Annotated in this window: 19 protein-coding genes; 15 read left to right on the top strand and 4 right to left on the bottom strand. The window is 71.5% G+C overall.

What is annotated here, in order from left to right; translation table 11 throughout:
* Nucleotides 1–42 precede the first annotated feature (42 nt).
* The 8 genes from ACOWU6_RS14700 (at nt 43) to ACOWU6_RS14665 (ending at nt 9,161) form a co-directional block, all read left to right on the top strand.
* A complete protein-coding gene (locus ACOWU6_RS14700) occupies nt 43–1,188 on the top strand; it encodes a glycerate kinase (RefSeq protein ID WP_421076144.1) in 1,146 nt (381 codons plus the stop codon).
* A gap of 24 nt (nt 1,189–1,212) precedes the next feature.
* Entirely contained in the window at nt 1,213–2,250 is a 1,038-nt protein-coding gene (locus ACOWU6_RS14695) for a LacI family DNA-binding transcriptional regulator (protein WP_421076143.1), read from the top strand.
* A gap of 133 nt (nt 2,251–2,383) precedes the next feature.
* Nucleotides 2,384–3,718 carry an ABC transporter substrate-binding protein gene (locus ACOWU6_RS14690; RefSeq protein ID WP_282980355.1) on the top strand — a complete coding sequence of 445 codons (1,335 nt, stop codon included), beginning with the start codon at nt 2,384–2,386 and terminating at the stop codon, nt 3,716–3,718.
* A 55-nt stretch (nt 3,719–3,773) separates the two neighbouring features.
* Entirely contained in the window at nt 3,774–4,700 is a 927-nt protein-coding gene (locus ACOWU6_RS14685) for a carbohydrate ABC transporter permease (protein WP_271174580.1), read from the top strand.
* A gap of 8 nt (nt 4,701–4,708) precedes the next feature.
* Entirely contained in the window at nt 4,709–5,644 is a 936-nt protein-coding gene (locus tag ACOWU6_RS14680; protein ID WP_271174581.1) for a carbohydrate ABC transporter permease, read from the top strand.
* 2 nt (nt 5,645–5,646) lie between these two features.
* Nucleotides 5,647–6,276, top strand: coding sequence for a DUF624 domain-containing protein (locus ACOWU6_RS14675; RefSeq protein ID WP_421076142.1), 630 nt, complete (start codon nt 5,647–5,649; stop codon nt 6,274–6,276).
* Nucleotides 6,277–6,326: 50 nt separating this feature from the next.
* A complete protein-coding gene (locus ACOWU6_RS14670; protein ID WP_271174583.1) occupies nt 6,327–7,820 on the top strand; it encodes an alpha-N-arabinofuranosidase in 1,494 nt (497 codons plus the stop codon).
* Between the two features lie 93 nt (nt 7,821–7,913).
* Nucleotides 7,914–9,161 carry an FAD-binding protein gene (locus tag ACOWU6_RS14665; RefSeq protein WP_421076141.1) on the top strand — a complete coding sequence of 416 codons (1,248 nt, stop codon included), beginning with the start codon at nt 7,914–7,916 and terminating at the stop codon, nt 9,159–9,161.
* Between the two features lie 8 nt (nt 9,162–9,169).
* Here the strand turns inward: ACOWU6_RS14665 and ACOWU6_RS14660 are convergent, their stop codons facing one another.
* Complete coding sequence (locus ACOWU6_RS14660; RefSeq protein ID WP_421076140.1) at nt 9,170–10,426, bottom strand: isochorismate synthase; 1,257 nt, start codon at nt 10,424–10,426, stop codon at nt 9,170–9,172.
* A 58-nt stretch (nt 10,427–10,484) separates the two neighbouring features.
* On the opposite strand from ACOWU6_RS14660, the gene ACOWU6_RS14655 reads away from it, so the two are divergent.
* From ACOWU6_RS14655 to ACOWU6_RS14640, 4 genes are read left to right on the top strand one after another with little or no spacing between them, the layout of a single operon-like run.
* Nucleotides 10,485–11,030, top strand: a complete 546-nt coding sequence (locus ACOWU6_RS14655; protein ID WP_421076139.1) for a DUF402 domain-containing protein — start codon at nt 10,485–10,487, stop codon at nt 11,028–11,030.
* On the top strand, nt 11,027–11,782 hold the full coding sequence (locus ACOWU6_RS14650) for a class I SAM-dependent methyltransferase (RefSeq protein ID WP_421076138.1): 756 nt from the start codon (nt 11,027–11,029) through the stop codon (nt 11,780–11,782). Before ACOWU6_RS14655 ends, ACOWU6_RS14650 begins: the two co-directional genes overlap by 4 nt.
* Nucleotides 11,783–11,827: 45 nt before the next feature.
* Complete coding sequence (locus tag ACOWU6_RS14645; protein ID WP_271174588.1) at nt 11,828–12,889, top strand: polyprenyl synthetase family protein; 1,062 nt, start codon at nt 11,828–11,830, stop codon at nt 12,887–12,889.
* A 35-nt stretch (nt 12,890–12,924) separates the two neighbouring features.
* The gene (locus tag ACOWU6_RS14640) at nt 12,925–14,295 is read left to right on the top strand and encodes an FAD-dependent oxidoreductase (protein WP_282980364.1); all 1,371 of its coding nucleotides are present in this window, start codon (nt 12,925–12,927) and stop codon (nt 14,293–14,295) included.
* A 21-nt stretch (nt 14,296–14,316) separates the two neighbouring features.
* Here ACOWU6_RS14640 and ACOWU6_RS14635 read toward each other — a convergent pair whose 3' ends face one another.
* Both ACOWU6_RS14635 and ACOWU6_RS14630 read right to left on the bottom strand, forming a co-directional pair.
* Complete coding sequence (locus ACOWU6_RS14635) at nt 14,317–15,342, bottom strand: LacI family DNA-binding transcriptional regulator (protein ID WP_282980366.1); 1,026 nt, start codon at nt 15,340–15,342, stop codon at nt 14,317–14,319.
* 33 nt (nt 15,343–15,375) lie between these two features.
* Nucleotides 15,376–17,016, bottom strand: coding sequence for a glycoside hydrolase family 13 protein (locus tag ACOWU6_RS14630; protein WP_421076137.1), 1,641 nt, complete (start codon nt 17,014–17,016; stop codon nt 15,376–15,378).
* Between the two features lie 187 nt (nt 17,017–17,203).
* Between ACOWU6_RS14630 and ACOWU6_RS14625 the strand changes: the two genes are divergently transcribed.
* From ACOWU6_RS14625 to ACOWU6_RS14615, 3 genes are all read left to right on the top strand, one after another.
* The gene (locus ACOWU6_RS14625) at nt 17,204–18,445 is read left to right on the top strand and encodes a sugar ABC transporter substrate-binding protein (protein WP_282980369.1); all 1,242 of its coding nucleotides are present in this window, start codon (nt 17,204–17,206) and stop codon (nt 18,443–18,445) included.
* Nucleotides 18,446–18,590: 145 nt separating this feature from the next.
* A complete protein-coding gene (locus ACOWU6_RS14620; RefSeq protein WP_421076136.1) occupies nt 18,591–20,213 on the top strand; it encodes an ABC transporter permease subunit in 1,623 nt (540 codons plus the stop codon).
* A complete protein-coding gene (locus ACOWU6_RS14615; RefSeq protein WP_156243004.1) occupies nt 20,210–21,130 on the top strand; it encodes a sugar ABC transporter permease in 921 nt (306 codons plus the stop codon). The genes ACOWU6_RS14620 and ACOWU6_RS14615 overlap by 4 nt, the downstream gene beginning before the upstream one ends.
* Before the next feature lie 248 nt (nt 21,131–21,378).
* Here ACOWU6_RS14615 and ACOWU6_RS14610 read toward each other — a convergent pair.
* On the bottom strand, nt 21,379–21,570 hold a 192-nt coding region (locus tag ACOWU6_RS14610), incomplete at its 5' end, for a hypothetical protein (protein ID WP_421076135.1).

Genomic DNA, 21,570 nt, shown 5'->3' with positions numbered 1-21,570 from the left:
CCGCGGTCCGTGCGCGCTCCGCGGATGCGGGAGGATGGGGGCATGGCTCGCATCGTCATCGCACCGGACAGCTTCAAGGGCACGATCGCGGCGGCCGACGTCGCCGCGGCGCTCGCCGCGGGATGGACAGCGGTGCGCCCCGACGACGAGATCGTCGCGCGGCCGATGGCCGACGGCGGCGAGGGCACCCTCGCCGCGTTCGCGGAGGCCGTCCCCGGAGCCGTGCGCGTGCCCATCCGCGTGACCGGGCCGTCGGGGTTCGCCGTCGACGCGTCGTGGCTGCGGCTGCCCGCGACCGACGCCGCCCCGGGCGGCATCGGCGTCGTCGAGCTCGCATCGACCTCGGGCATCGAGCTGCTGGGCGACGCACGTCGCCCGTGGGAGGCGTCGACGCTCGGCTTCGGGCAGGCGATCGCGGCCGCCCTGGACGCGGGCGTCTCGCAGCTCGTCCTCGGCATCGGCTCGAGCGCCTCGACCGACGGCGGAACGGGCCTGCTCACCGCACTCGGCGCGCGCTTCACGGACCCGTTCGACACGTCGATCGCGCCCGGGGCATCGGGCCTCGACGACGTCGCGAAGGTCGACCTCTCGCGGCTGCGCCCGCTGCCGGAGGGCGGGGTCCAGGTGCTCTGCGACGTCACGAACCCGCTCCTCGGCGGCCGGGGCGCGGCGGCCGTGTTCGGCCCGCAGAAGGGCCTCGACGAGGAGGGCGTCGCGCGCGCGGACGCGGGTCTCGCGCGCCTTGTCGAGGTGCTGCGCGGCGTGAGCGGCGACACTGTCGCCGGCTCGCTCGCGCGCGTCGCCGACCCGGAGGAGGCCGGCGCGGGCGCCGCGGGCGGCGCGGGCTACGGGCTGCTCGTGTGGGGCGCCGAGATCGTCCCGGGAGCGGAGCGCGTGGCGGAGCTCACCGGCCTCGGCGACGCGATCGCCGGTGCCGATCTCGTCGTGACGGGCGAGGGCTCGTACGACGGCCAGTCCGCCTCGGGCAAGGCGCCCGCGCACGTCTCGGCTCTGGCCGAGGCCGCGGGCGCACGCGTCGCGATCGTGGCCGGGCGCATCGCCGCCGACACGTCGGCGCTCTGGCGCGCCCTCTCGCTCACCGAGCTCGCGGGGTCATCCGAGGCGGCGATCGCCGACCCCGCGACGCACCTGCGCGCGGCCGGATCCGCGCTCGCGGAGGCGCTGTGAGCGGCGCGGGGGAGGAGGGGCGCCATGGCCGCCACCCTGCGTGATGTCGCGGAGCTCGCCGGCGTCTCGATCAAGACGGTCTCCAACGTCGTGCGCGGCTACAAGCACGTCAAGGAGTCGACGCGGACGGCCGTGCTCGCGGCGATCGAGCAGACCGGCTACCAGCCGAACATCTCCGCGCGCAGCCTGCGCATCGGGCGCAGCGGCGTCATCGGCCTCGCGCTGCCGGAGCTCGCCCTGCCGTACTTCGCCGAGCTCGCGGGAGCCGTGATCTCGGAGGCGAAGGAGCACGGTGTCACGGTGCTCATCGAGCAGACCGGCGCCGAACTCGACGCCGAGTACGACGTGCTGCGCAGCCCGAGCCTCCAGCTGACCGACGGGCTCATCTTCAGCCCGCTCGCGATGAGTCAGGACGACGTCGCGCGCCTCGAGGTCGACTACCCGCTCGTCATCCTCGGCGAGCGCATCTTCGACCCGCCGTGCGACCACGTCGTCATGGACAACGTGGTCGCCGCGCGCGCGGCCACCGAGCACCTCATCGCGGCCGGATGCCGGCGGATCGCCGCCATCGGCGCGCACCTCGGCGAGGACCAGGGCTCCGCGGCCCTGCGCCTGCGCGGATACCGCGAGGCGCTCGAGGCGGCCGGCCTGCCCTACGACGAGAGCCTCGTCGGCTACGTCGGCCTCTGGCACCGCCTGGACGGCGCGCAGGCGATGCACGAGGTCCTCGCGCGCGGCGTCGCCGTCGACGGCGTCTTCGGCATGAACGACACGCTCGCGTTCGGCGCGCTCCGCGCCCTGCAGGACGAGGGGCGCCGCGTGCCCGACGAGGTCAAGATCATCGGCTTCGACGACCTCGACGAGACCCGGTACACGGCGCCCTCCCTCTCGACCGTCGACCCCGGCCGCCTCCAGATCGCCCAGCAGGCGGTGCGCGTGCTGCTGTCGCGCATCGAGGAGCGCCGCTCGGGCGGCACCGCAGCGGCTCCGCGCCGCTACACGACGCCGTTCCGGATCGTCGAGCGCGAGTCGACCCGGCGCGCCGACGCCCCCGCTGCCTGACGGCGCCGCGTCGTCTTGACGTCGTGGGGTCGGCGGTCTATCTTTACAACGTTGGCTTTACAACGTTGGAAACCAGGCTCGGAGAAGAGCGTTTCGAGCGGCGCTGTCGCCGCCTGAGAAGAAGGAGGTCGCGATGCCGAGGAAGATCGCGATCGCGGGGATGACCGCCGTGCTGGCGATCGCCGCGCCGGTGCTCGGCGGCTGCGCCGCTGCGCAGGACGAGGACACCCTGACGTTCATGTTCCGCGGCGGACCCGCCGAGGAGGAGGCGTACACCGCCGCCATCGAGCAGTACGAGGCCGACACCGGCATCGACGTCGAGATCATCATGACGACGGCCGACGAGTACGCGACGAAGCTCCGTGCGGCGATCGTCGGCGGCCAGGTGCCCGACGTGTTCTACATCGATCCGGGCAGCGTCGAGTCCTACGTGAACGCGGGGGTGATCCAGGACATCACGGAGTACGTCGAGGCGTCCGACGCGATCGACCTCGACAACATGTGGGACTACGGCATCGACTCGTACCGCTACGACGGCGAGAAGCTCGGGCAGGGTCCGCTCTACGCGCTCCCCAAGGACGTCGGCCCGTTCTCGTTCGGCTACAACGCGACGATGCTCGACGCCGCGGGCGTCGAGCGACCCGACCCCGACGACCCGTACACGTGGGAGGAGTGGGTCGAGGTCCTGAAGGCGATCACGAAGGACACCGACGGCGACGGCGAGCTCGACCAGTGGGGCACGGGCCTCAACGTGGTCTGGAACCTGCAGTCGTTCGCGTGGTCGAACGGCGCCGACTGGATCGACGAGGACGCCGAGAGCGTCACGGTCGACACCCCCGAGTTCGCCGAGGCGCTGCAGTTCTTCGCGGACCTGCAGAACGTCCACGCCGTGACGCCCTCGGTCGCCGAGGCGCAGACGCTCGACACCTACCAGCGCTGGATGCAGGGCGAGATCGGGTTCTTCCCCGTCGGCCCGTGGGACGTCCCGATCTACAAGGACCTCCCCTTCGAGTGGGACCTCATCCCGTGGCCGGTCGGCGAGACGGGGGAGACCGCGTCCTGGATCGGCACCCTGGGCATCGCCGTGTCGGCGTCGACCGCGAACACCGAGGCCGCCGTCGACCTGGCCGCGTACCTGTCGGCGGACCGCGAGACGCAGCAGGCGCTCGTCGACGCGGGCGTGCAGATCCCCAACCTCATCGACATGGCCGAGGAGTACGCGGCCGACGACTCCACCATGCCGGCCAACAAGGAGGAGTTCCTCCAGGTCCTGCAGGACTACGGCCGCGCGCTGCCCGCCACCTACACGTACAACGCGCAGTGGTACGACGAGCTCTTCACGAACATCCAGCCGGTCATCGACGGCAAGGTCACGGCCGAGGAGTACCTCGCACAGGCGCAGCCGAGGATGCAGGAGTTCCTCGACATGGCCAACGACCAGTCCGAGATGGCGAGGACCGGCGGATGATCGCGGCGCCGCTGCCCCTGCCCTCCCTCTCCCTGTCGAACGAAGGAGCTCGACGATGACCACCACCTCCGCCGTCGCCCCGCCCAGGGCGACCCGCCGGCGCAGCGCGCTGCATCGGCGCGAGCACCGGGCCGCCGCGCTCTTCGTGGCGATCCCCGTGATCGGGTTCCTCGCGTTCGTCGCGTACCCGCTCGTGTTCGCCGCGGCGACGTCGTTCACGAACTGGAACGGCATCACGGCCCCCGCGCCCAACGGGATCGCCAACTACGTCCGCATGCTCGGCGACGAGTACTTCTGGAAGTCGCTCGGCAACACCGTCTTCCTCATGCTCGGCATCCCGCTCGGGCTCATCCTGTCGCTCCTGCTCGCGCTCGCGATGAACCGCAAGATGCGCGGCACGACGTTCTTCCGGACGATCTACTACATCCCGGTCATCTCCTCGATCGCGGCCATCGCCATCCTCTGGCAGTGGGCGTACAACGGCGACTTCGGTCTCGTGAACCAGGCGCTCGCGTACGTCGGCATCGACGGGCCGAACTGGCTGCAGGATGCCGCGACCGCGAAGCCCGCGATCATCCTCATGACCGTGTGGAAGGGCCTCGGCTACTCGATGCTCCTGTACCTCGCGGCGCTGCAGTCCGTTCCCCGGCAGCTGTATGAAGCGGCGAGCCTCGACGGGGCGTCGGCGTTCCAGCAGTTCCGCGCGATCACCGTGCCGATGCTGCGGCCCGTGACCTTCTTCCTCGTCGTGACCAACATCATCGGCGGAGCGCAGATCTTCGTCGAGATCAACATCATGACCCCGACGGGAGGCCCGGAGTTCTCCACGGCCACGATCGTCTGGTACATCTGGCGCCAGGCGTTCGAGTACCTCAACATGGGCTACGCGACGGCGATGTCGATCGTCCTCGGCATCCTCGTGTTCGTCGTCACGGCCATCCAGTTCGCGCTCAACCGGCGCAGCACGTTCTCGATCGAGTGAGGCCGACGATGACCGCTCTCCAGACCCCCACCCCGACCACGACGCAGAGCCTGTCGACGCGCGCGCTCGTGCAGCCGCAGAAGGGCGGCCGCCGCCCCGAGGGCAGCCGCACGCGCCGCTCCCGCCTCGGCAACGTGATCGTCGCGATCATCCTGTCGCTCGGCGGCATCACGATGGTCGCTCCGCTCCTGTGGATGCTCACGACCTCGCTCAAGACCCGCGAGGCCGTCTTCTTCCTGCCGCCGCAGTGGATCCCCGACCCCGTGCAGTGGGACAACTACGTGCGCGTGTGGACGGCCGGGCCGCTCCTCACGGGCATCGCCAACAGCGCGATCGTCGCCGTGAGCGTGACGCTCATCGGCGGTGCCGCGTCGGCGCTCGCGGCCTACGCGTTCGCCAAGATGCGCCTGCCCGGCAAGGGAGCGCTGTTCCTGTCGCTGCTCGCGGCGATCATGATCCCGTTCCCGACGCTCATGATCCCGCAGTTCCAGATGTTCGCCCGCGCGGGCCTCGTCGACACCCTCTGGCCGCTCATCCTGCCCGGGATCTTCGGGAACATCGTCATGGTGTTCTTCCTGCGCCAGTACCTCGACACGGTGCCCGACTCGATCATCGAGGCGGCCGTGATCGACGGCGCGAGCCACTTCACGATCTTCTGGCGCCTGATCTTCCCGATCATCCGCCCGGCGATCGCGGCGCAGTTCATCCTGTGGTTCATGGCCGTGTGGAACGACTACCTCGCGCCGATCATCTACCTGAACTCGCCCGAGGTGCAGACCCTGCAGCTCGTGATCGCGCGCTTCAACGCGACGTACGCGAGCCAGACCGACTATCCGCTCATCATGGCGGCGTCGTGCATCGCCCTTGTGCCGGTCCTCGCGGTCTTCGTGATCTTCCAGAAGCAGATCATCGAGTCGATCGCCCTCACGGGGTCGAAGGGCTGATCGTGGCGACGACGGATGCCCGGGGCGCGGCAGGCGAGGAGGCGATCGGATGGTCGGGGCGCGTCATGGACGCGCTCGGCCACGTCTCGCGGCTGCTGCTCGTGCAGGGGCTGTGGCTCGGGGGCGCGCTCGCCGGCCTCGTCGTGCTCGGCGTCTTCCCGGCATCCGTCGCCGCCGTGCGCGCGCTCGAGGCGCCATCCGCGCCGGTCCGCGCGTTCGTCGCGGCCTATCGCGAGGCGTTCGGGCGCGCGAACCTCGCCGGCGCCGGGTTCCAGGTCGCCTGGCTCGTCGTCGCGCTCGACGTCGCCGTCTCGTCGTCGCTGCCGGCGGGCATCGCGTCGGCAGCCCTCGCGGCCGTCACGATCGTCGGCGCCGTGTCCGCCGTGTCGGCGGCGTACGCCGTCGTCGCCCTGGCCCGCGCGCCGCGGGCGACGACCCGCACCGTCCTGCGGTTCGCGGTCGTGGCGCCCTGGCTGACCCCGGGCCGGGCTCTCGTCGTCCTCGCCGCGCTCGGCGCCGTCGCCGCGGCGCTCCTGACCGCACCGCCCATCGCGCTCCTCTTCGGAGCGAGCGCGCCGCTCCTCGTCCACGCGGCGCTCATCGGCCCCGCCGTCGACCGCGCGACCGCGTGACACCATGGCCGGCACCGGCCACCCCCTGAGAGAGAAACCGAGAGGTACGCATGTCCACCGCGAGCATTCGCATCGACCCAGAGGCCGTCGTCGCACCGATCGACCGCCGCATCTTCGGCTCGTTCGTCGAGCACCTCGGTCGCTGCGTCTACGACGGCATCTACGAGCCCGGCCATCCGCAGGCCGATGAGAACGGCTTCCGGAAGGACGTCACGGCCCTCGTGAAGGAGCTCGGCGCGACGACCATCCGCTATCCGGGCGGCAACTTCGTGTCGGGCTACCGGTGGGAGGACGGCGTCGGGCCGCGGGAGAGCCGCCCCGTCCGCCGCGACCTCGCATGGCACGCGCTCGAGACAAACCAGATCGGCCTGAACGAGTTCGCCTCGTGGCTCCAGGAGATCGGCAGCGAGCTGATGCTCGCGGTGAACCTCGGCACGCGCGGCATCCTCGAGGCGCTCGACCTGCTCGAGTACGCCAACCACCCGTCGGGCACGGCGCTCAGCGACCTGCGCGCCGCGCACGGCTACCCCGAGCCGTGGGACATCCGGATGTGGTGCCTCGGCAACGAGATGGACGGCCCCTGGCAGACCGGCTACATGACGGCCGACGACTACGGCAAGCTCGCTGCGCGCACCGCGCAGGCGATGAAGGCCGCGCAGAAGGACCTCGAGCTCGTCGTGTGCGGGTCGTCGGGATCGTCGATGCCGACCTTCGGGGAGTGGGAGCGCACCGTCCTCGAGCACGCGTACGACTACGTCGACTTCGTCTCGTGCCACGCCTACTACCAGGAGTTCGACGGCGACCTCGACTCCTTCCTCGCGTCGGCCCTCGACATGCGCTACTTCATCGAGACGGTCGTGACGACGGCCGACGCGGTGGGGCATCGACGCAAGACCGACAAGAAGATCATGCTGTCGTTCGACGAGTGGAACATCTGGTACCTCAAGGAGCACCAGGAGTCCGACGAGGTCAACGAGACCTGGCCGATCGCGCCGCGCCAGCTCGAGGACGTGTACTCGGTCGCCGACGCGGTCGTCTTCGGCAGCCTGCTGATGACCCTGCTCGAGCACCACGACCGCGTGCGCTCGGCCTCGCTCGCGCAGCTCGTCAACGTGATCGCGCCGATCATGACCGAGCCGGGCGGCGACGCGTGGCGCCAGACGACGTTCTTCCCGTTCTCGGTCACCTCGCGCCTCGCGCAGGGCCGCGTGCTCAAGCCGCGCGTCGAGGCCGGGACGGTCACCTCGAAGAAGTACGGAGAGGCATCGGCGGTCGACGCGGTCGCGACCGACGGCGACGAGGGCTCGGCGGTGTTCCTCGTGAACCGCTCGCGCGAGGCCGTCGACGTGACGATCGACGTCTCGGGCCTGGGGCGCGCCGCGGTGGCGGAGGCCGTCACGCTGTGGGACGACGACGTGTACGCGAAGAACACGATCGACGACCAGGAGCGCGTGGGGCTCAAGCCCCTCGACGCCCGGCTCGACGGCGGCACCCTGCGGGTGCGGCTCGAGCCCGTGTCGTGGTCGGCCATCGCGCTGCGCTGAGCCGCGCTACGGTCGGGAGGGCGGGGCGCGGATGCGCCCCGCCCTCAATAACGCTATAGTGGCAACAAATCAACGGCGATGAAGGAGACGAGGATGGCGCAGGCCAACTGGGCGGGGAACGTGCGCTTCGGCGCGCAGCGGGTCGAGACGCCGTCGAGCGTCGACGAGGTCCGCGCGGTGCTGGCCTCGGCCGGCCGCGTGCGCGCGCTGGGGTCGGGGCACTCGTTCAACCTCATCGCCGACACCGACGACACGCTCCTGTCGACGGCGCGGCTCACGGCCGCGCCGCGCATCGACCCGGGCGCCCGCACCGTCACGGTCGGCGCGGGCATGCGCTACGGCGAGCTCGCGCCCGCGCTCGAGGCCGAGGGATGGGCGCTCGCGAACCTCGCATCGCTGCCGCACATCTCGATCGCGGGCGCGATCGCGACCGGAACGCACGGATCGGGCGACACGGTCGGGACGCTCTCGTCCGCGGTCGCGGCCCTCGAGCTCGTCACGCCGACGGGCGAGGTCGTCACCCTGCGCCGCGGCGACCGCGACTTCGACGGGGCCGTGGTCTCGCTCGGCGCGCTCGGCATCGTCACCGAGGTGACGCTCGACATCGAGCCGACCTTCGCCATCCGCCAGCGCGTGTACGAGCGGCTGCCGCTCGAGGTCGCGCTCGCGGAGTTCGACGTGCTCATGGCCTCGGCGTACAGCGTCAGCCTCTTCCACCGCTGGGACGACCCCGACGTCATCGACCAGGTCTGGACGAAGGCGCGCGGCGATGAGGCACCGCGGCTGCCGGGCGACATCGCCGAGGCGACCGCGCAGGTGCACATGCTCGCCGGCGTCTCCCCCGAGGCGACCACGCCGCAGCTCGGCGAGCGCGGCGCGTGGCTCGACCGGCTCGCGCACTTCAAGCTCAGCCACACGCCGTCGAACGGCGCCGAGCTGCAGTCGGAGCTCCTCGTGCCGCGCACGCACGCGGTGGGGGCGATCGAGGCCGTCCGCGCGCTCGCCGACGAGGTCGCGCCGCTCGTGCAGGTGATGGAGATCCGCTCGATGCGCGCCGACGACCTCTGGCTGAGCCCCGCCTCCGGTCACGACGCGATCGGCCTGCACTTCACGTGGCACCAGCGCCAGGCCGAGGTCGAGGCCGTCGTGGCGAAGCTCGAGAAGGCTCTCGAGCCCTGGGGCGCGCGCCCGCACTGGGGCAAGCTCACGCGACTCGACGCCGACATGCTCCGGTCGGTGTGGCCGCGCCTGGGCGACTTCGCGGAGCTCGCGCGGCGTTTCGACCCCGAGGGGAAGCTGCGCAATCCGTTCCTGGACCGGGTGCTCGCCGCGGCGGGCTGAGCCGCCGGCTACGCGAGCGCGTCGACGATCGGGCGGAACTTCACGCGCGTCTCGAGCAGCTCCGCCTCGGGCTGGCTGCCCGCGACGATGCCCCCGCCCGCGTGCGCGGTGACCGGGCGGTGCGCACCCTCGGGTGCGCCGATCTGGGCGCAGCGCAGCGCGATCGCCCATTCGCCGTCGCCGTCGCCGTCCACCCAGCCGACGGGCCCGGCGTAGCGACCGCGGTCGAACGGCTCGATGCGCCGGATGGCGGCGATCGCGTCGGGCGTCGGGGTCCCGGCCACGGCGGCGGTCGGATGCAGCGCGTGCACCATGTCGAGAGCCGAGTCGCCGTTCGCGAGCGTGCCCTCGACATCCGTCGCGAGGTGCCACACGTTCGGCAGCTTCAGGGTGAACGGCTGCTCGGCGGCGACGAGAGCCGACGTGTGGGGCTCGAGCGCCGTGAGCACGCTCTGGACGGCGTAGCGGTGCTCGTCGAGGTCCTTCGCGGTCGTCGCGAGCTCGGCCGTGATCGCCGTGTCCTCATCCGCGTTCGCGCCGCGCGGGCGGGTGCCGGCGAGCACGCGCGCCGTGACGGTGCCTCCCGAGACCGTGACGAGCGTCTCGGGGCTCGCCCCGATGATGCCGTCGACGGCATAGGCCCAGGTGTCGGGGTATCCCTCCGCGAGAGCGCGCACGAGCCGCCGCAGGTCGGCGTCGGCGGGCAGCGTGCCCGCGATGTCCCGCGCGATGACGACCTTCTCGACCTCGCCCGCGGCGATCGCCTCGAGTGCGGCGGCGACCGCCGCGGTGTGCCCTGCGGGGTCGAGCTCGCCGGGACCGAGCGTCGCCGACCAGTGCGGGCCGTACGCGAGCGGCTCGGGGGCGGCCGGCTCCGGGCCGTCCAGCCGCGAGATGCGCGTCATCCACGCGCTGCCGCCGCGGCGCCCCACGACGATGCTCGGCACGATGAGCGTGCTCGGCGCGAGCGAGGTCTCGTCGAACGCGAACGCCCCGAACGCGACGAGTCCGGTTCCCGGCAGGCGGACGGCGTCGTCGACCTCGGCCGCGGCCGAGATCGCGCGCCACACGTCGGCGATCGCCTCGAGCCGGCCGTCCTCTCCGACGTCGATCCGCAGCACCTCGGCTCCGGATCCGATCATCCCCTCGCCGCGGCGCATCCAGACGAGCGGGTCCTCGGCGGAGGCGAGCAGCAGCGGATCCTCGGGGGCGTCGATGGGGCGCGTCACCGCGCGCAGGCGCGGCAGGGAGAGCGGGTCGGGCACGGCCTCCAGCCTAGGGACTCACGCTGAGCGCACGTCGTGCGCGTCTACACTCGGCAGGGTGAGCGCCGACCGACCCGCCGTGGGAACCCGACTGCTCTTCCGGTGGCGCAAGTGGGACGGCTCTCCGCACTGGGTGCACGAGTGCGTGTATCTCGGGTCGGACGACTGGGGCGACTGGTTCGGCCAGCTCCCGGGATGGCGCAGCGCGCGCCCCGGACGCGATGTCGTCCTCGACGCCGCGTGCATCACGCTCCTCCCCGCGGGCGAGGCCACGTGGACGCTCACGCGCAACGCGGCGCCGTCGCTCACGCGCGTCTACATCGATCTCGCGTGGGATGCGCGGTGGGATGGCCCTGAGCCGACGGCGATCGACATGGACCTCGACGTCGTGCACCGCCTCGACGACCGCGGCATCTACGTCGACGACCGCGACGAGTGGGACGAGCACCGTGCGCACTACGGCTATCCCGCCGACGTGCAGGAGGAGCTCGAGGCCCGCACGCTCGTCCTCGAGCAGGAGGTGCGCGCCGACGTCGCGCCGTTCGACGACGCCACCGCCGACCGCTGGTTCGGGGTGCTGCACGACCTAGACTCGACAGGGTGAGCGCCGCACCGAAGGAACCCAACCGCGCCGACCTCGGCAAGGACCCCGCGAGCGTCGCGGGGATGTTCGATCAGGTCGCCGCGCGCTACGACCTCACCAACGTCGCGATGACGTTCGGGAACGACGCGCTCTGGCGCGCGGCGACGACCCGCACGGTCGCGCCTCGGCCGGGGGAGCGCATCCTCGACCTGGCGGCGGGCACCGGCTCGTCGTCCGCGTCGCTCGCGCGCAGCGGCGCCGAGGTCGTCGCCGCCGACTTCTCGCCCGGCATGCTCGCCGAGGGGCGCCGGCGGCACGGCGACATCCGCAACCTCACCTTCGTGCAGGCGGACGCCACCGACCTGCCCTTCGATGACGATGAGTTCGACGCCGTCACGATGTCGTACGGGCTCCGCAACGTCGACCGCCCGAAGAAGGCGATCGCCGAGCTCTTCCGCGTGACGAAGCCGGGCGGACGGCTCGTCATCAACGAGTTCTCGACCCCGCCCGGGCGGCTGTTCGGAAAGCTCTACCGGTTCTACGGCGACAACGTGCTGCCGCGGGTCGCGCGCCTCGTCGGATCGAACGGCGAGGCCTACGACTATCTCAACGAGTCGATCCGGCACTGGCCGGACCAGGCGACGCTCGCGACGTGGATCCGCGAGGCGGGCTGGGTCGACGTGCGGTACCGCAACCTGAGCTTCGGCATCGTCGCCCTGCACCGCGGGGTCAAGCCGACGGCCGAGGCGGCGCCCGGAGATGTCTCGGCCTGAAGGCACCGTGAGCGCCGGTGCGGGCCGGGCAGGTAGGCTGGGCAGGTGACTCCGAGCCCCTCCGCGCCGGGTTCGCAGCTGGCGAGCCGATTCGGTCTGAGCGACCGCGTGTTCGCCGGACCCGTCGCCCGGCGCCTCGCGGCGAAGATCGAGGAGGGCCTCGAGCAGGTCGAGAGCGAGCTCGCCGTCGAGCTCAAGGCCGCCGACCCGCTCGTCGACGCGATGAGCCGGTACCTCTACGAGGCCGGCGGCAAGCGCGTCCGCCCGATGCTCGTCCTGCTCACCGCTCAGCTCGGCCAGGGGGCGACGCAGCCGGTCATCGAGGCCGCCAAGGCCCTCGAGCTCATGCACCTCGGGTCGCTCTACCACGACGACGTCATGGACGGCGCCGACCGGCGTCGCGGCGTCGCGGCCGCGCACCAGGTCTGGGGCAACAGCGTCGCCATCCTCACGGGAGACCTGCTGCTGTCCCGCGCGAGCGTGATCATGTCGCGCAACGGCGAGGAGGCCATGCGCATCCAGTCGCAGACGTTCGAGCGCCTCGTCCTCGGGCAGATGCACGAGACGCTCGGAGCGCAGCCGGGCGACGACCCGATCGAGTTCTACATCGGCGTGCTCGCCGACAAGACGGGCTCGCTCATCGCCGCGGCCGCCCAGGCCGGAGCGTACTTCTCGGGGGCCGACGAGAAGTACGGCGAGCCCCTGCGCGTGTACGGCGAGAAGGTGGGCGTCGCGTTCCAGCTCGCGGATGACGTGATCGATCTCTCGGCGAACCCCGACGACACGGGCAAGGTGCCGGGGACGGATCTGCGCGCCGGCGTGCCGACGATGCCCTACCTCCTCCTGTCGCGTCGCGATGACGACGCGTCGCGCGGCCTCCTCGCGCGCATCGACGAGGGCGTCGCGCGCATCGCCGACGGCGCCGACCCCGCGATCCTCGACGGGCCGCTCGCGGAGCTCCGCGACCACCCGGTGACCGAGGCCACCCGCGAGCTGTCGCTCGAATGGACCAGGGGCGCCATCGCGGCGCTCGACGCGCTCCCGCGCGGCGCCGTCCGCGAGGCGCTCACGCGCTTCGCGGAGAGTCTCGCCATCCGCTCCAGCTGACGCCCGCCTCCGCGGTGCCGAACGAAGGGACCGATATGACCCAGCTCCGTCTCGCCATCGTGGGCGCAGGCCCGGCCGGCATCTACGCAGCGGACATCCTGCTGAAGACCGAGCGCAGCTTCGACGTGTCGATCGACCTGTTCGAGCAGCTCCCCGCGCCCTACGGCCTCGTCCGCTACGGCGTCGCGCCCGATCATCCGCGCATCAAGGGCGTCGTCGGCGCCCTCCGCGAGGTGCTCGACCGCGGCGACATCCGCATCTTCGGCAACGTGCGCTTCGGCGAGGACCTCACGCTCGACGACCTCAAGCGCCACTACCACGCCGTGCTCTTCGCGACCGGCGCGGTGCGCGACGCCGACCTCGCGATCCCCGGCATCGACGCCGACGGCTCGTTCGGCGCCGCCGACTTCGTGAGCTGGTTCGACGGGCACCCGGATGTCCCGCGCACGTGGCCGCTCACGGCGTCGTCGGTGGGCGTGATCGGCAACGGCAACGTGGCCCTCGACATCTCGCGCATGCTCGCCAAGCACGCCGAGGACCTCCTGCCCACCGAGATCCCGGACAACGTCTACGAGGTGCTCGCGGCATCGCCCGTCACCGATGTGCACGTGTTCGGCCGCCGAGGCCCCGCGCAGGTGAAGTTCACGCCGCTCGAGCTGCGCGAGCTCGGCGAGCTGCGCGACGTGGACATGGTCGTGTACGACGAGGACTTCGACTACGACGAGGCGTCGAAGGCCGCCGTCGCGTCGAACAAGCAGGTCAAGGTCATCGACCGCGTCCTCCAGGAATGGCGCACCCGCCCGGGCGCGAACGGGGCCGGGGGAACCGCCTCGCGTCGTCTGCACCTGCACTTCTGGGCGCGCCCCGTCGAGGTGAAGACCGATGAGCAGGGCCGTGTCGCCGCCCTCGTGTACGAGCGGACGCGACCGGATGGCCACGGCGGCGTCATCGGGACAGGCGAGATGCGCGAGGTGCCGATGGGGCAGCTCTACCGCGCCGTGGGGTACTTCGGATCGCCCCTGCCCGGCGTGCCGTTCGACGAGAAGCACGGGGTCATCCCGAACCACGAGGGTCAGGTGCTGCACGAGGACTCGAACGAGCGCGTGCCCGGGCTGTACGCGACCGGCTGGATCAAGCGCGGCCCTGTCGGCCTCATCGGGCACACGAAGTCCGACGCGATGGAGACCGTGCAGCACATCGTGAACGATCAGGGCTCGTGGTGGCAGCCGGAGGACCCGTCGGCCGACGCCATCCCCGCGCTCCTCGCCGAGCGCGGCGTCATCTGGACCGACCTCGAGGGGTGGCATCGGCTCGACGCGCACGAGATCGCGCTGGGCCAGCCGCACGGCCGCGCGCGCATCAAGGTCGTCCCGCGCGACGAGATGGTGCGGATCTCGCGCGACTGACGGCCCGAGCGCCGGGTCGGCTCAGTCGCGCGGGCGCGACGTCGACGAGCGCACGACGAGCTCGAACGGCAGCGGGATGTCCGCGAGCGGCTCGGAGCCGTCGCGCGGCTCGAGCTGCTCGAGCAGGATGTCCACCGCGCGCGCTCCCTGCTTCCGCGGGAACTGCGCGACCGTCGTGAGCCCGAAGAACTCGGCCTGGTCGTGGTCGTCGATGCCCACGACCGAGACGTCGTGGGGCACGGCGAGCCCGAGGTCGCGGGCCGCGAGGATGGCGCCGATCGCCATCTCGTCGGAGGCCGCGAAGATCGCCGTCGGACGGCTGCGCGGGGGAGCGCCGAGGAGCTGCTTGGCCGCGTGGTACCCGCCCTGCACCGTGAAGTCGGCGTTCGCCACGAGGTCGGGGTCGAACGGGATGCCCGCCTCGTCGAGCGCCGCCTCGTACCCGTGACGGCGCTGGACCGGGAGGTGGAAGTCGGAGTCGAACTCCGGTCGGCCGCCGAGGTGGCCGATCCGCGTGTGCCCGAGCCCCGTGAGGTGCTCCGTCGCGAGCTTGGCGACCGCGACGTCGTCGATGGCGAGCGTGCGCACCCCCGGGATGGGCCCGCCGACGCCGACGATGGGCTTGCCGAGCGCGTGCAGGCGGGCGACCTCGTCCTCCGTGAGCTCGAGCGACACGGCGATCACGGCGTCGACGCGCTGGCGCAGGAGGAAGTGCTCGAAGACGCTCGCGCGCTCCTCTCCGCCGCCGGAGAGGTTGTAGAGCGTCACGTCGTAGCCGGCCCGGAGGAGCGCCTGCTGAGCGCCCTCGAGCACGGAGGCGAAGTACCACCGGTTGAGGAACGGCAGCACGACGCCGACGTTGCGCGTGCGCCCGCTCGCGAGGCTGGAGGCGTTCGATGAGACGACGTACCCGAGCGCGTCGGCCGCCGCGAGGACGGCCTCCTTCGCCGCCGCCGACACGTGGCCGCGGCCGGAGAGGGCGCGCGAGACCGTGGCGGTCGAGACGCCTGCGCGCTGGGCGACCTCGGCGATGCTCACGGAATGCACGCGATCATCGTAGGAGACGCGGGGCATCCCGCGTCATCCTGCGATGAACCAGGCGGCCGTGTCGACGGGGACGACGCCCTCGCCGAGCGGCCCGCTCGCGCACAGGACCCGCATGCCCTCGGGTGCGGGGACATCCTCGGATCCCGTGTTCGCGATCACTGTCACACGCCCGTTGCGGAACGCGAGGACGTGCGCCGGCCATCCGTCGACCCACTCGAGGTCGCCGCTCGCGAGGGACTCCTCGCGGCGCAGCCGCAGGAGATCGCGGTAGAGCGAGAGGGTCGACGCGGGATCGTCGCGCTGTGCGTCGCGCGCGAGCGCCCGCCACTCTGCCGGCTGGGGGAGCCACGACGCCCCAGTCGCGCTGAAGCCGAACGCCGGCGCGTCGGCCTCCCACGGGATGGGGACGCGGCAGCCGTCGCGGCCGTAGCGCTCGCCGTTCGTGCGGAACCAGGTCGGGTCCTGGCGGGCCTCATCGGGAAGCTCGATCGCCTCGGGGAGCCCGAGCTCCTCGCCCTGGTAGATGTAGGCGCTTCCCGGCAGTGCGAACATGACGGTCGTCGCCGCACGGGCACGGCGGAGGCCGACGACGGGGTCGGGCTTGCCCGGGGACAGCGGGCCGATGCCGTGGCCCTGCGGGCTGTCGGCGCCCAGCGCGAGTCGCGAGGCGTGCCGGATGACGTCGTGGTTCGACAGGACCCACGTCGCGGGCGCGCCGACGGCCGGGAATGCCTCGAGCGAGTCGGCGATGACCGTGCGCAGGGCCGCGGCGTCCCACTCGGTCATCATGTACGGGAAGTTGAAGGCCTGGTGCATCTCATCGGGGCGCACCCACAGCGCGGTCTCGCGCGCGGTCGGACGCCACGCCTCGGCGCACAGCGCGCGGTCGCCGTCGTACTCCTCGAGCAGCGCGCGCCACTCGCGGTACACCTCGTGGACGCCGGGGCGCCCCCAGTAGGGCACGTCGTCCTCGGCCTCGCCGCCCATCGAGTCGGCGTCCTCGGGCTGGATGTAGTCGGGGAGCCCGTCCTCCTTGATGAGGCCGTGCGCGACGTCGACGCGGAAGCCGTCGACGCCCCGGTCGAGCCAGAAACGCAGGATGTCGAGGAACTCGTCGCGCACCTCGCGCTGCGTCCAGTCGAAGTCGGGCTGGCTCGAGTCGAAGAGGTGCAGGTACCACTGACCGGGAGAGCCGTCTGCCTCAGTGACGCGCGTCCACGCGGGGCCGCCGAAGATCGACTGCCAGTTGTTCGGCGGCTCGTGGCCGCCCGGGCCGCGGCCGTCGCGGAACAGGTAGCGTGCGCGCTCGCGGCTGCCGGGCGCGGCGGTCAGCGCCTCCTGGAACCAGACGTGCTGGTCGGAGGAGTGGTTCGGCACGAGGTCGATGATGACCCGGATGCCCCGGGCGTGCGCGGCCTCGAGCATCGCGTCGAAGTCGGCGAGCGTCCCGAAGAGCGGGTCGACGTCGCGGTAGTCGGTCACGTCGTAGCCCGCGTCGCGCTGGGGCGAGGTCATGAACGGCGAGAGCCAGATCGCGTCGATGCCCAGCTCGGCGAGCGCGTCCATGCGCGACGTCACGCCCGCGAGGTCGCCGACGCCGTCGCCCGAGGCGTCGGCGAAGGAGCGCGGGTAGATCTGGTAGATCGCGGCGGTGCGCCACCATTCAGGGGTCATGGTCGCCCACTCTAGAGGATTTCGGCGTCGGTTGTAAGCGTTTGCAGTTCACGGGCGCGTAACTCGCCCCGTGATTCGTATCGAATCGGTCACGCCCGCAGATTCGCGGTTTTCAAATCGGTGCTCGACGGTGTATACCTGTAAACGCTTGCATAGTTGCGGGCTCATCAACCAGGAGGACACACCAATGAAGGTGAACAGCAGGGGACGCTTCGCGGCCGTCGTCGCGATGGCCGGCGTGACGGCACTCGGGCTCGCGGGTTGTGCGAGCGACAGCGCGAACGAAGGCGCTTCGGGCGGCGGAGACGCCGAGGCGCCCTCGTCGACGCTCACCGTGTGGGTCGACGCCGAGCGCGTCGACGCGCTGCAGGCGGTGGCGGACGCGTACACCGAGAAGAGCGGCGTCGAGGTCGAGCTCGTCGGCAAGGACAACGCGACGATCAAGGACGACTTCATCCAGCAGGTGCCGACCGGTGAGGGCCCCGACATCACGATGGGCGCGCACGACTGGCTCGGCGAGCTCGCGACGAACGGCGTCGTGGCGCCGCTCGAGCTGGGCGACGCCGCGGGCGACTTCCTCGACGTCGCCGTCGAGGCCTCGACCTATGACGGCACCGTCTACATGCTCCCGTACGCGGTCGAGAACATCGCGATGCTGCGCAACGCCGAGCTCGTCCCCGAGGCCGCGACGAGCTTCGACGACATGATCGCGAAGGGCCAGGCCGCCGGCCTCGAGACCCCGTTCGTCGTCGAGCAGGGCGCGGAGGGCAACCCGTACCACCTCTACCCGTTCCAGACCGCGTTCGGCGCTCCCGTCTTCGGCACGAACGAGAACGGCTACGACGCGACCGACCTGCAGCTGGGCAACGCCGGCGGCGAGGAGTTCGCGACCTGGCTCGGCGAGCAGGGCGGCAAGGGCGCGTTCAACACCGACATCGACGGCGACATCGCCAAGCAGGCGTTCCTCGACGGCACGGCGGCCTTCTGGCTGACCGGGCCGTGGAACGTCGGCGCAGCGGTCGACGCGGGGATCGACGTCGCGATCGACCCCGTCCCGAGCCCGACCGATCAGCCGGCATCGCCCTTCGCGGGCGTGAAGGGCTTCTTCGTGTCGGCCGAGTCGGACGACAAGGTCGCCGCGAACGACTTCCTCGTGAACTACCTCGGCAGCGAGGAGGCGCAGCTCGCGCTCTTCGAGGCCGGCAACATCCTCCCCGCGCTCTCGTCGGCCGCGGAGACCGCCTCGAGCGACCCGATCATCGGCGGCTTCGCGACCGTCGGCGCGGAGGCCGTGCCGATGCCCGCGATCCCCGAGATGGGCGCCGTGTGGCAGTACTGGGGCATCGCGGAGGCCGAGATCATCAACGGCGCCGACCCCGTCGCGACGTGGCAGAAGCTCGCCGCCGACGTGCAGGCCGCGATCGGCTGACGCACCCGCTCGGATCGCGGACGCGGGCGGGCCGCCCCTCGACGGGGGCGTCCCCGCCCGCGGCCGCGGACCATCCGAGCGCACCGCAGCGGTCCGCCCGCCCTGGCGACCGGCCGCTGACCCCACGAGACAGCGATAGGAACCCATGACCGACACCCTCTCCGGCGCCGAGACGGCGACCGAAGACCCGAAGCCCACGGCGCGCCAGCGGCGCGCGCGGTCGATCGCCGACCAGGCCGGCGGCGGACTGGCCTCCGTGATCGTGAAGATCGCGGCCCTCGCGATCGTCGACGCGATCGCCGTCTACGCGGCTCTCGTGCTGTTCGGCCACGAGCAGTGGATCGTCCTCGCGGCGGTCGTGCTCGTGGCGGGAATCGTCAACTGGGTCTACTTCTCCCGCCGCGCGCTCGCGGCGAAGTACCTCGCGCCCGGCCTCATCTTCCTGTGCCTGTTCCAGGTCTTCGTGCTCGTCTACACGGGCTACGTCGCCTTCACGAACTACGGCACGGGCCACAACGGCTCGAAGGAGCAGGCCGTCGCCTCGCTCATGGCCTCGGCCCTCGAGCGCGTGCCCGACTCCGCGAGCTACCCGATCACGGTGGTCGAGTCCGGAGGCGAGATCGGCCTCCTCGTCACCACGCCCGACGGCGAGGCCCTCCTGGGGACCGCCGAGCAGCCCCTCGCGCCGGTCGACGCCGGCTTCGACGGCGACAAGGCCGTGTCGGCGCCCGGCTGGACGACGCTGCAGTTCGCCGACGTGCTCGAGCGCACCGACCAGATCACCGAGCTCGCCGTGCCGTTCTCCGACGACCCGAACGACGGCGCCCTCCGCACCCCCGACGGGACGAGCGCGTACCTCTACACCTCGACGCTCGAGTACGACGAGGCGGCCGGCACGCTCACCGACCTCCGCAGCGGCACCGTCTACTCCGACCTCGGCACCGGCGCGTTCACGGCGCCCGACGGCACCGAGATCCTTCCCGGGTGGCAGGTCACGGTCGGCTTCGACAACTTCATCCGCGCCGTCACGGACGCGCGCCTCGCGAGCCCGCTCGTCTACGTCACGATCTGGACGTTCGCGTTCGCGCTCATCTCGGTCGCGTCGACGTTCTTCCTCGGCCTCTTCCTCGCGATCGCGTTCAACAGCGCGCGCATGCGGGGGCGCCGCACTTACCGCGTGCTCATGATCCTCCCGTATGCGGTGCCGTCGTTCCTGTCGGCGCTCGTGTGGGCCGGCATGATGAACCAGAGCTTCGGGTTCCTCAACGAGGTGATCTTCGGCGGCGCCGACATCCCGTGGCTGACCGACCCGGTGCTCGCGAAGGTCTCGGTGCTCATCGTGAACCTCTGGCTCGGCTTCCCCTACATGTTCCTCGTGTGCACGGGAGCGCTGCAGGCCATCCCCGAGGAGCTCCAGGAGGCCGCGACCGTCGACGGTGCGAAGCCGTGGGCCGTGTTCCGGCTCATCAAGCTGCCGCTCCTGCTCGTGAGCGTGGCGCCTCTGCTCATCGCGTCGTTCGCGTTCAACTTCAACAACTTCAACATCGTCTACATGCTCACGAACGGCGGTCCGCGCGACAGCGAGGCGCCGATCCCGGTCGGCCACACCGACCTGCTGATCTCGATGGTCTACAAGGTCGCCTTCACGGGGCAGACCCGCGACTACGGGCTCGCGAGCGCGTACTCGATCATCATCTTCATCATCGTGGCGGTCATCTCCGTGATCGCGTTCCGCCGCACCAAGTCCCTCGAGGAGCTGAACGGATGACCGCCTCACTCGACACCGTCGCCATCACCGGCGGCAGCCGCGGCGCGTACGCGCCCCGCCGGCGCGGCTTTGGGCGCTGGTTCGCCGACACCGGATGGCGCCACCTCGTCGGCGTCGTCATGGTCGCGTTCTCGCTCCTGCCGATCGTCTTCGTCATCTCGAGCTCGCTGAACCCGAACGGCACCCTCACCGGCTCGAACGCGCTCTTCTCGAAGATCGGCATCGACAGCTACGTGCGGATCCTGAGCGACCCGAAGGTGCCGTTCGTGGCCTGGTTCGGCAACACGCTCATCATCGCGGGCATCACCGCCGTCGCGACCGTGTTCCTGGGCGGGCTCGCGGCGTACGCGTTCTCGCGCATGCGGTTCGCGGGCCGCCGGTTCGGGCTCATCGCGATCGTCGTCGTGCAGATGTTCCCACAGCTGCTCGCGGTCGTCGCGATCTTCCTCCTCATGAGCGCGATCAGCGACTGGTTCCCCGCGATCGGCCTGAACACCCGCATCGGGCTCATCCTCGTCTACCTCGGCGGAGCGCTCGGCGTCAACACGTACCTCATGTACGGGTTCTTCAACACGATCCCGCAGTCGATCGACGAGGCCGCGAAGATCGACGGCGCAGGGCATGCGCGCGTGTTCTTCACGATCATCCTGCCGCTCGTGGCGCCCATCCTCGCGGTCGTCGCGCTGCTGTCGTTCATCGCCTCCGTGAACGAGTACGTGGTCGCGTCGGTGCTGCTCATCGACACGGACGTGCAGACGCTCGCGGTCGGCCTCACGAAGCTCGTGTCGAACCCGCGCTACGCCGACTGGAGTGCGTTCTCGGCGGGTGCCGTGATCGCCGCGCTGCCCGTCGTGGCGCTGTTCCTCTTCCTCCAGAAGTACATCGTCGGAGGGCTGACCGCGGGCGCCGTGAAGTAGGCCGCACCGCTCGTCGAGGGGCTCGCGCTGGGGCGCGGGCCCCTCGACGTGTCTGCGGTCCCGCGCCTGGAGCAGCCCTGCGGGGCACATTGCAGGAGTTCCTTCGGGGTGCGGATGGCTGCGCCCCGGATTCCTGCAGGCCGCGGTGCGCGCGGGGCCGGGATCTCCTGCGTTCTGTCCCGCATCGGGAGTGAATGACAGAGCCCCGGCCATCCGAGAGCGGATGGCCGGGGCTCTGTCGACGGGGATCAGCCCTGGGTCGACTGCGCGGGAGCCGAGACGCGCCGCGGCTGCCGACGGCGCGGCGGGCGCGACGGGGCGCTCTCGGCGCCCGCGGCGTGCGTGCGGGGAGGGGTGTCGCCCGACGACGTCGAGTACATCGGCTGCGAGCCGCCCTGCGCGCGCCCGCGGCCGCCCTGACCGCGCGCCGCGCCGCCGTT

This window comes from Microbacterium sp. SA156 (assembly GCF_049065455.1).
Taxonomy (GTDB): Bacteria; Actinomycetota; Actinomycetes; order Actinomycetales; family Microbacteriaceae; genus Microbacterium; species Microbacterium barkeri.
This window is presented reverse-complemented; position numbering and strand designations above follow the sequence as displayed.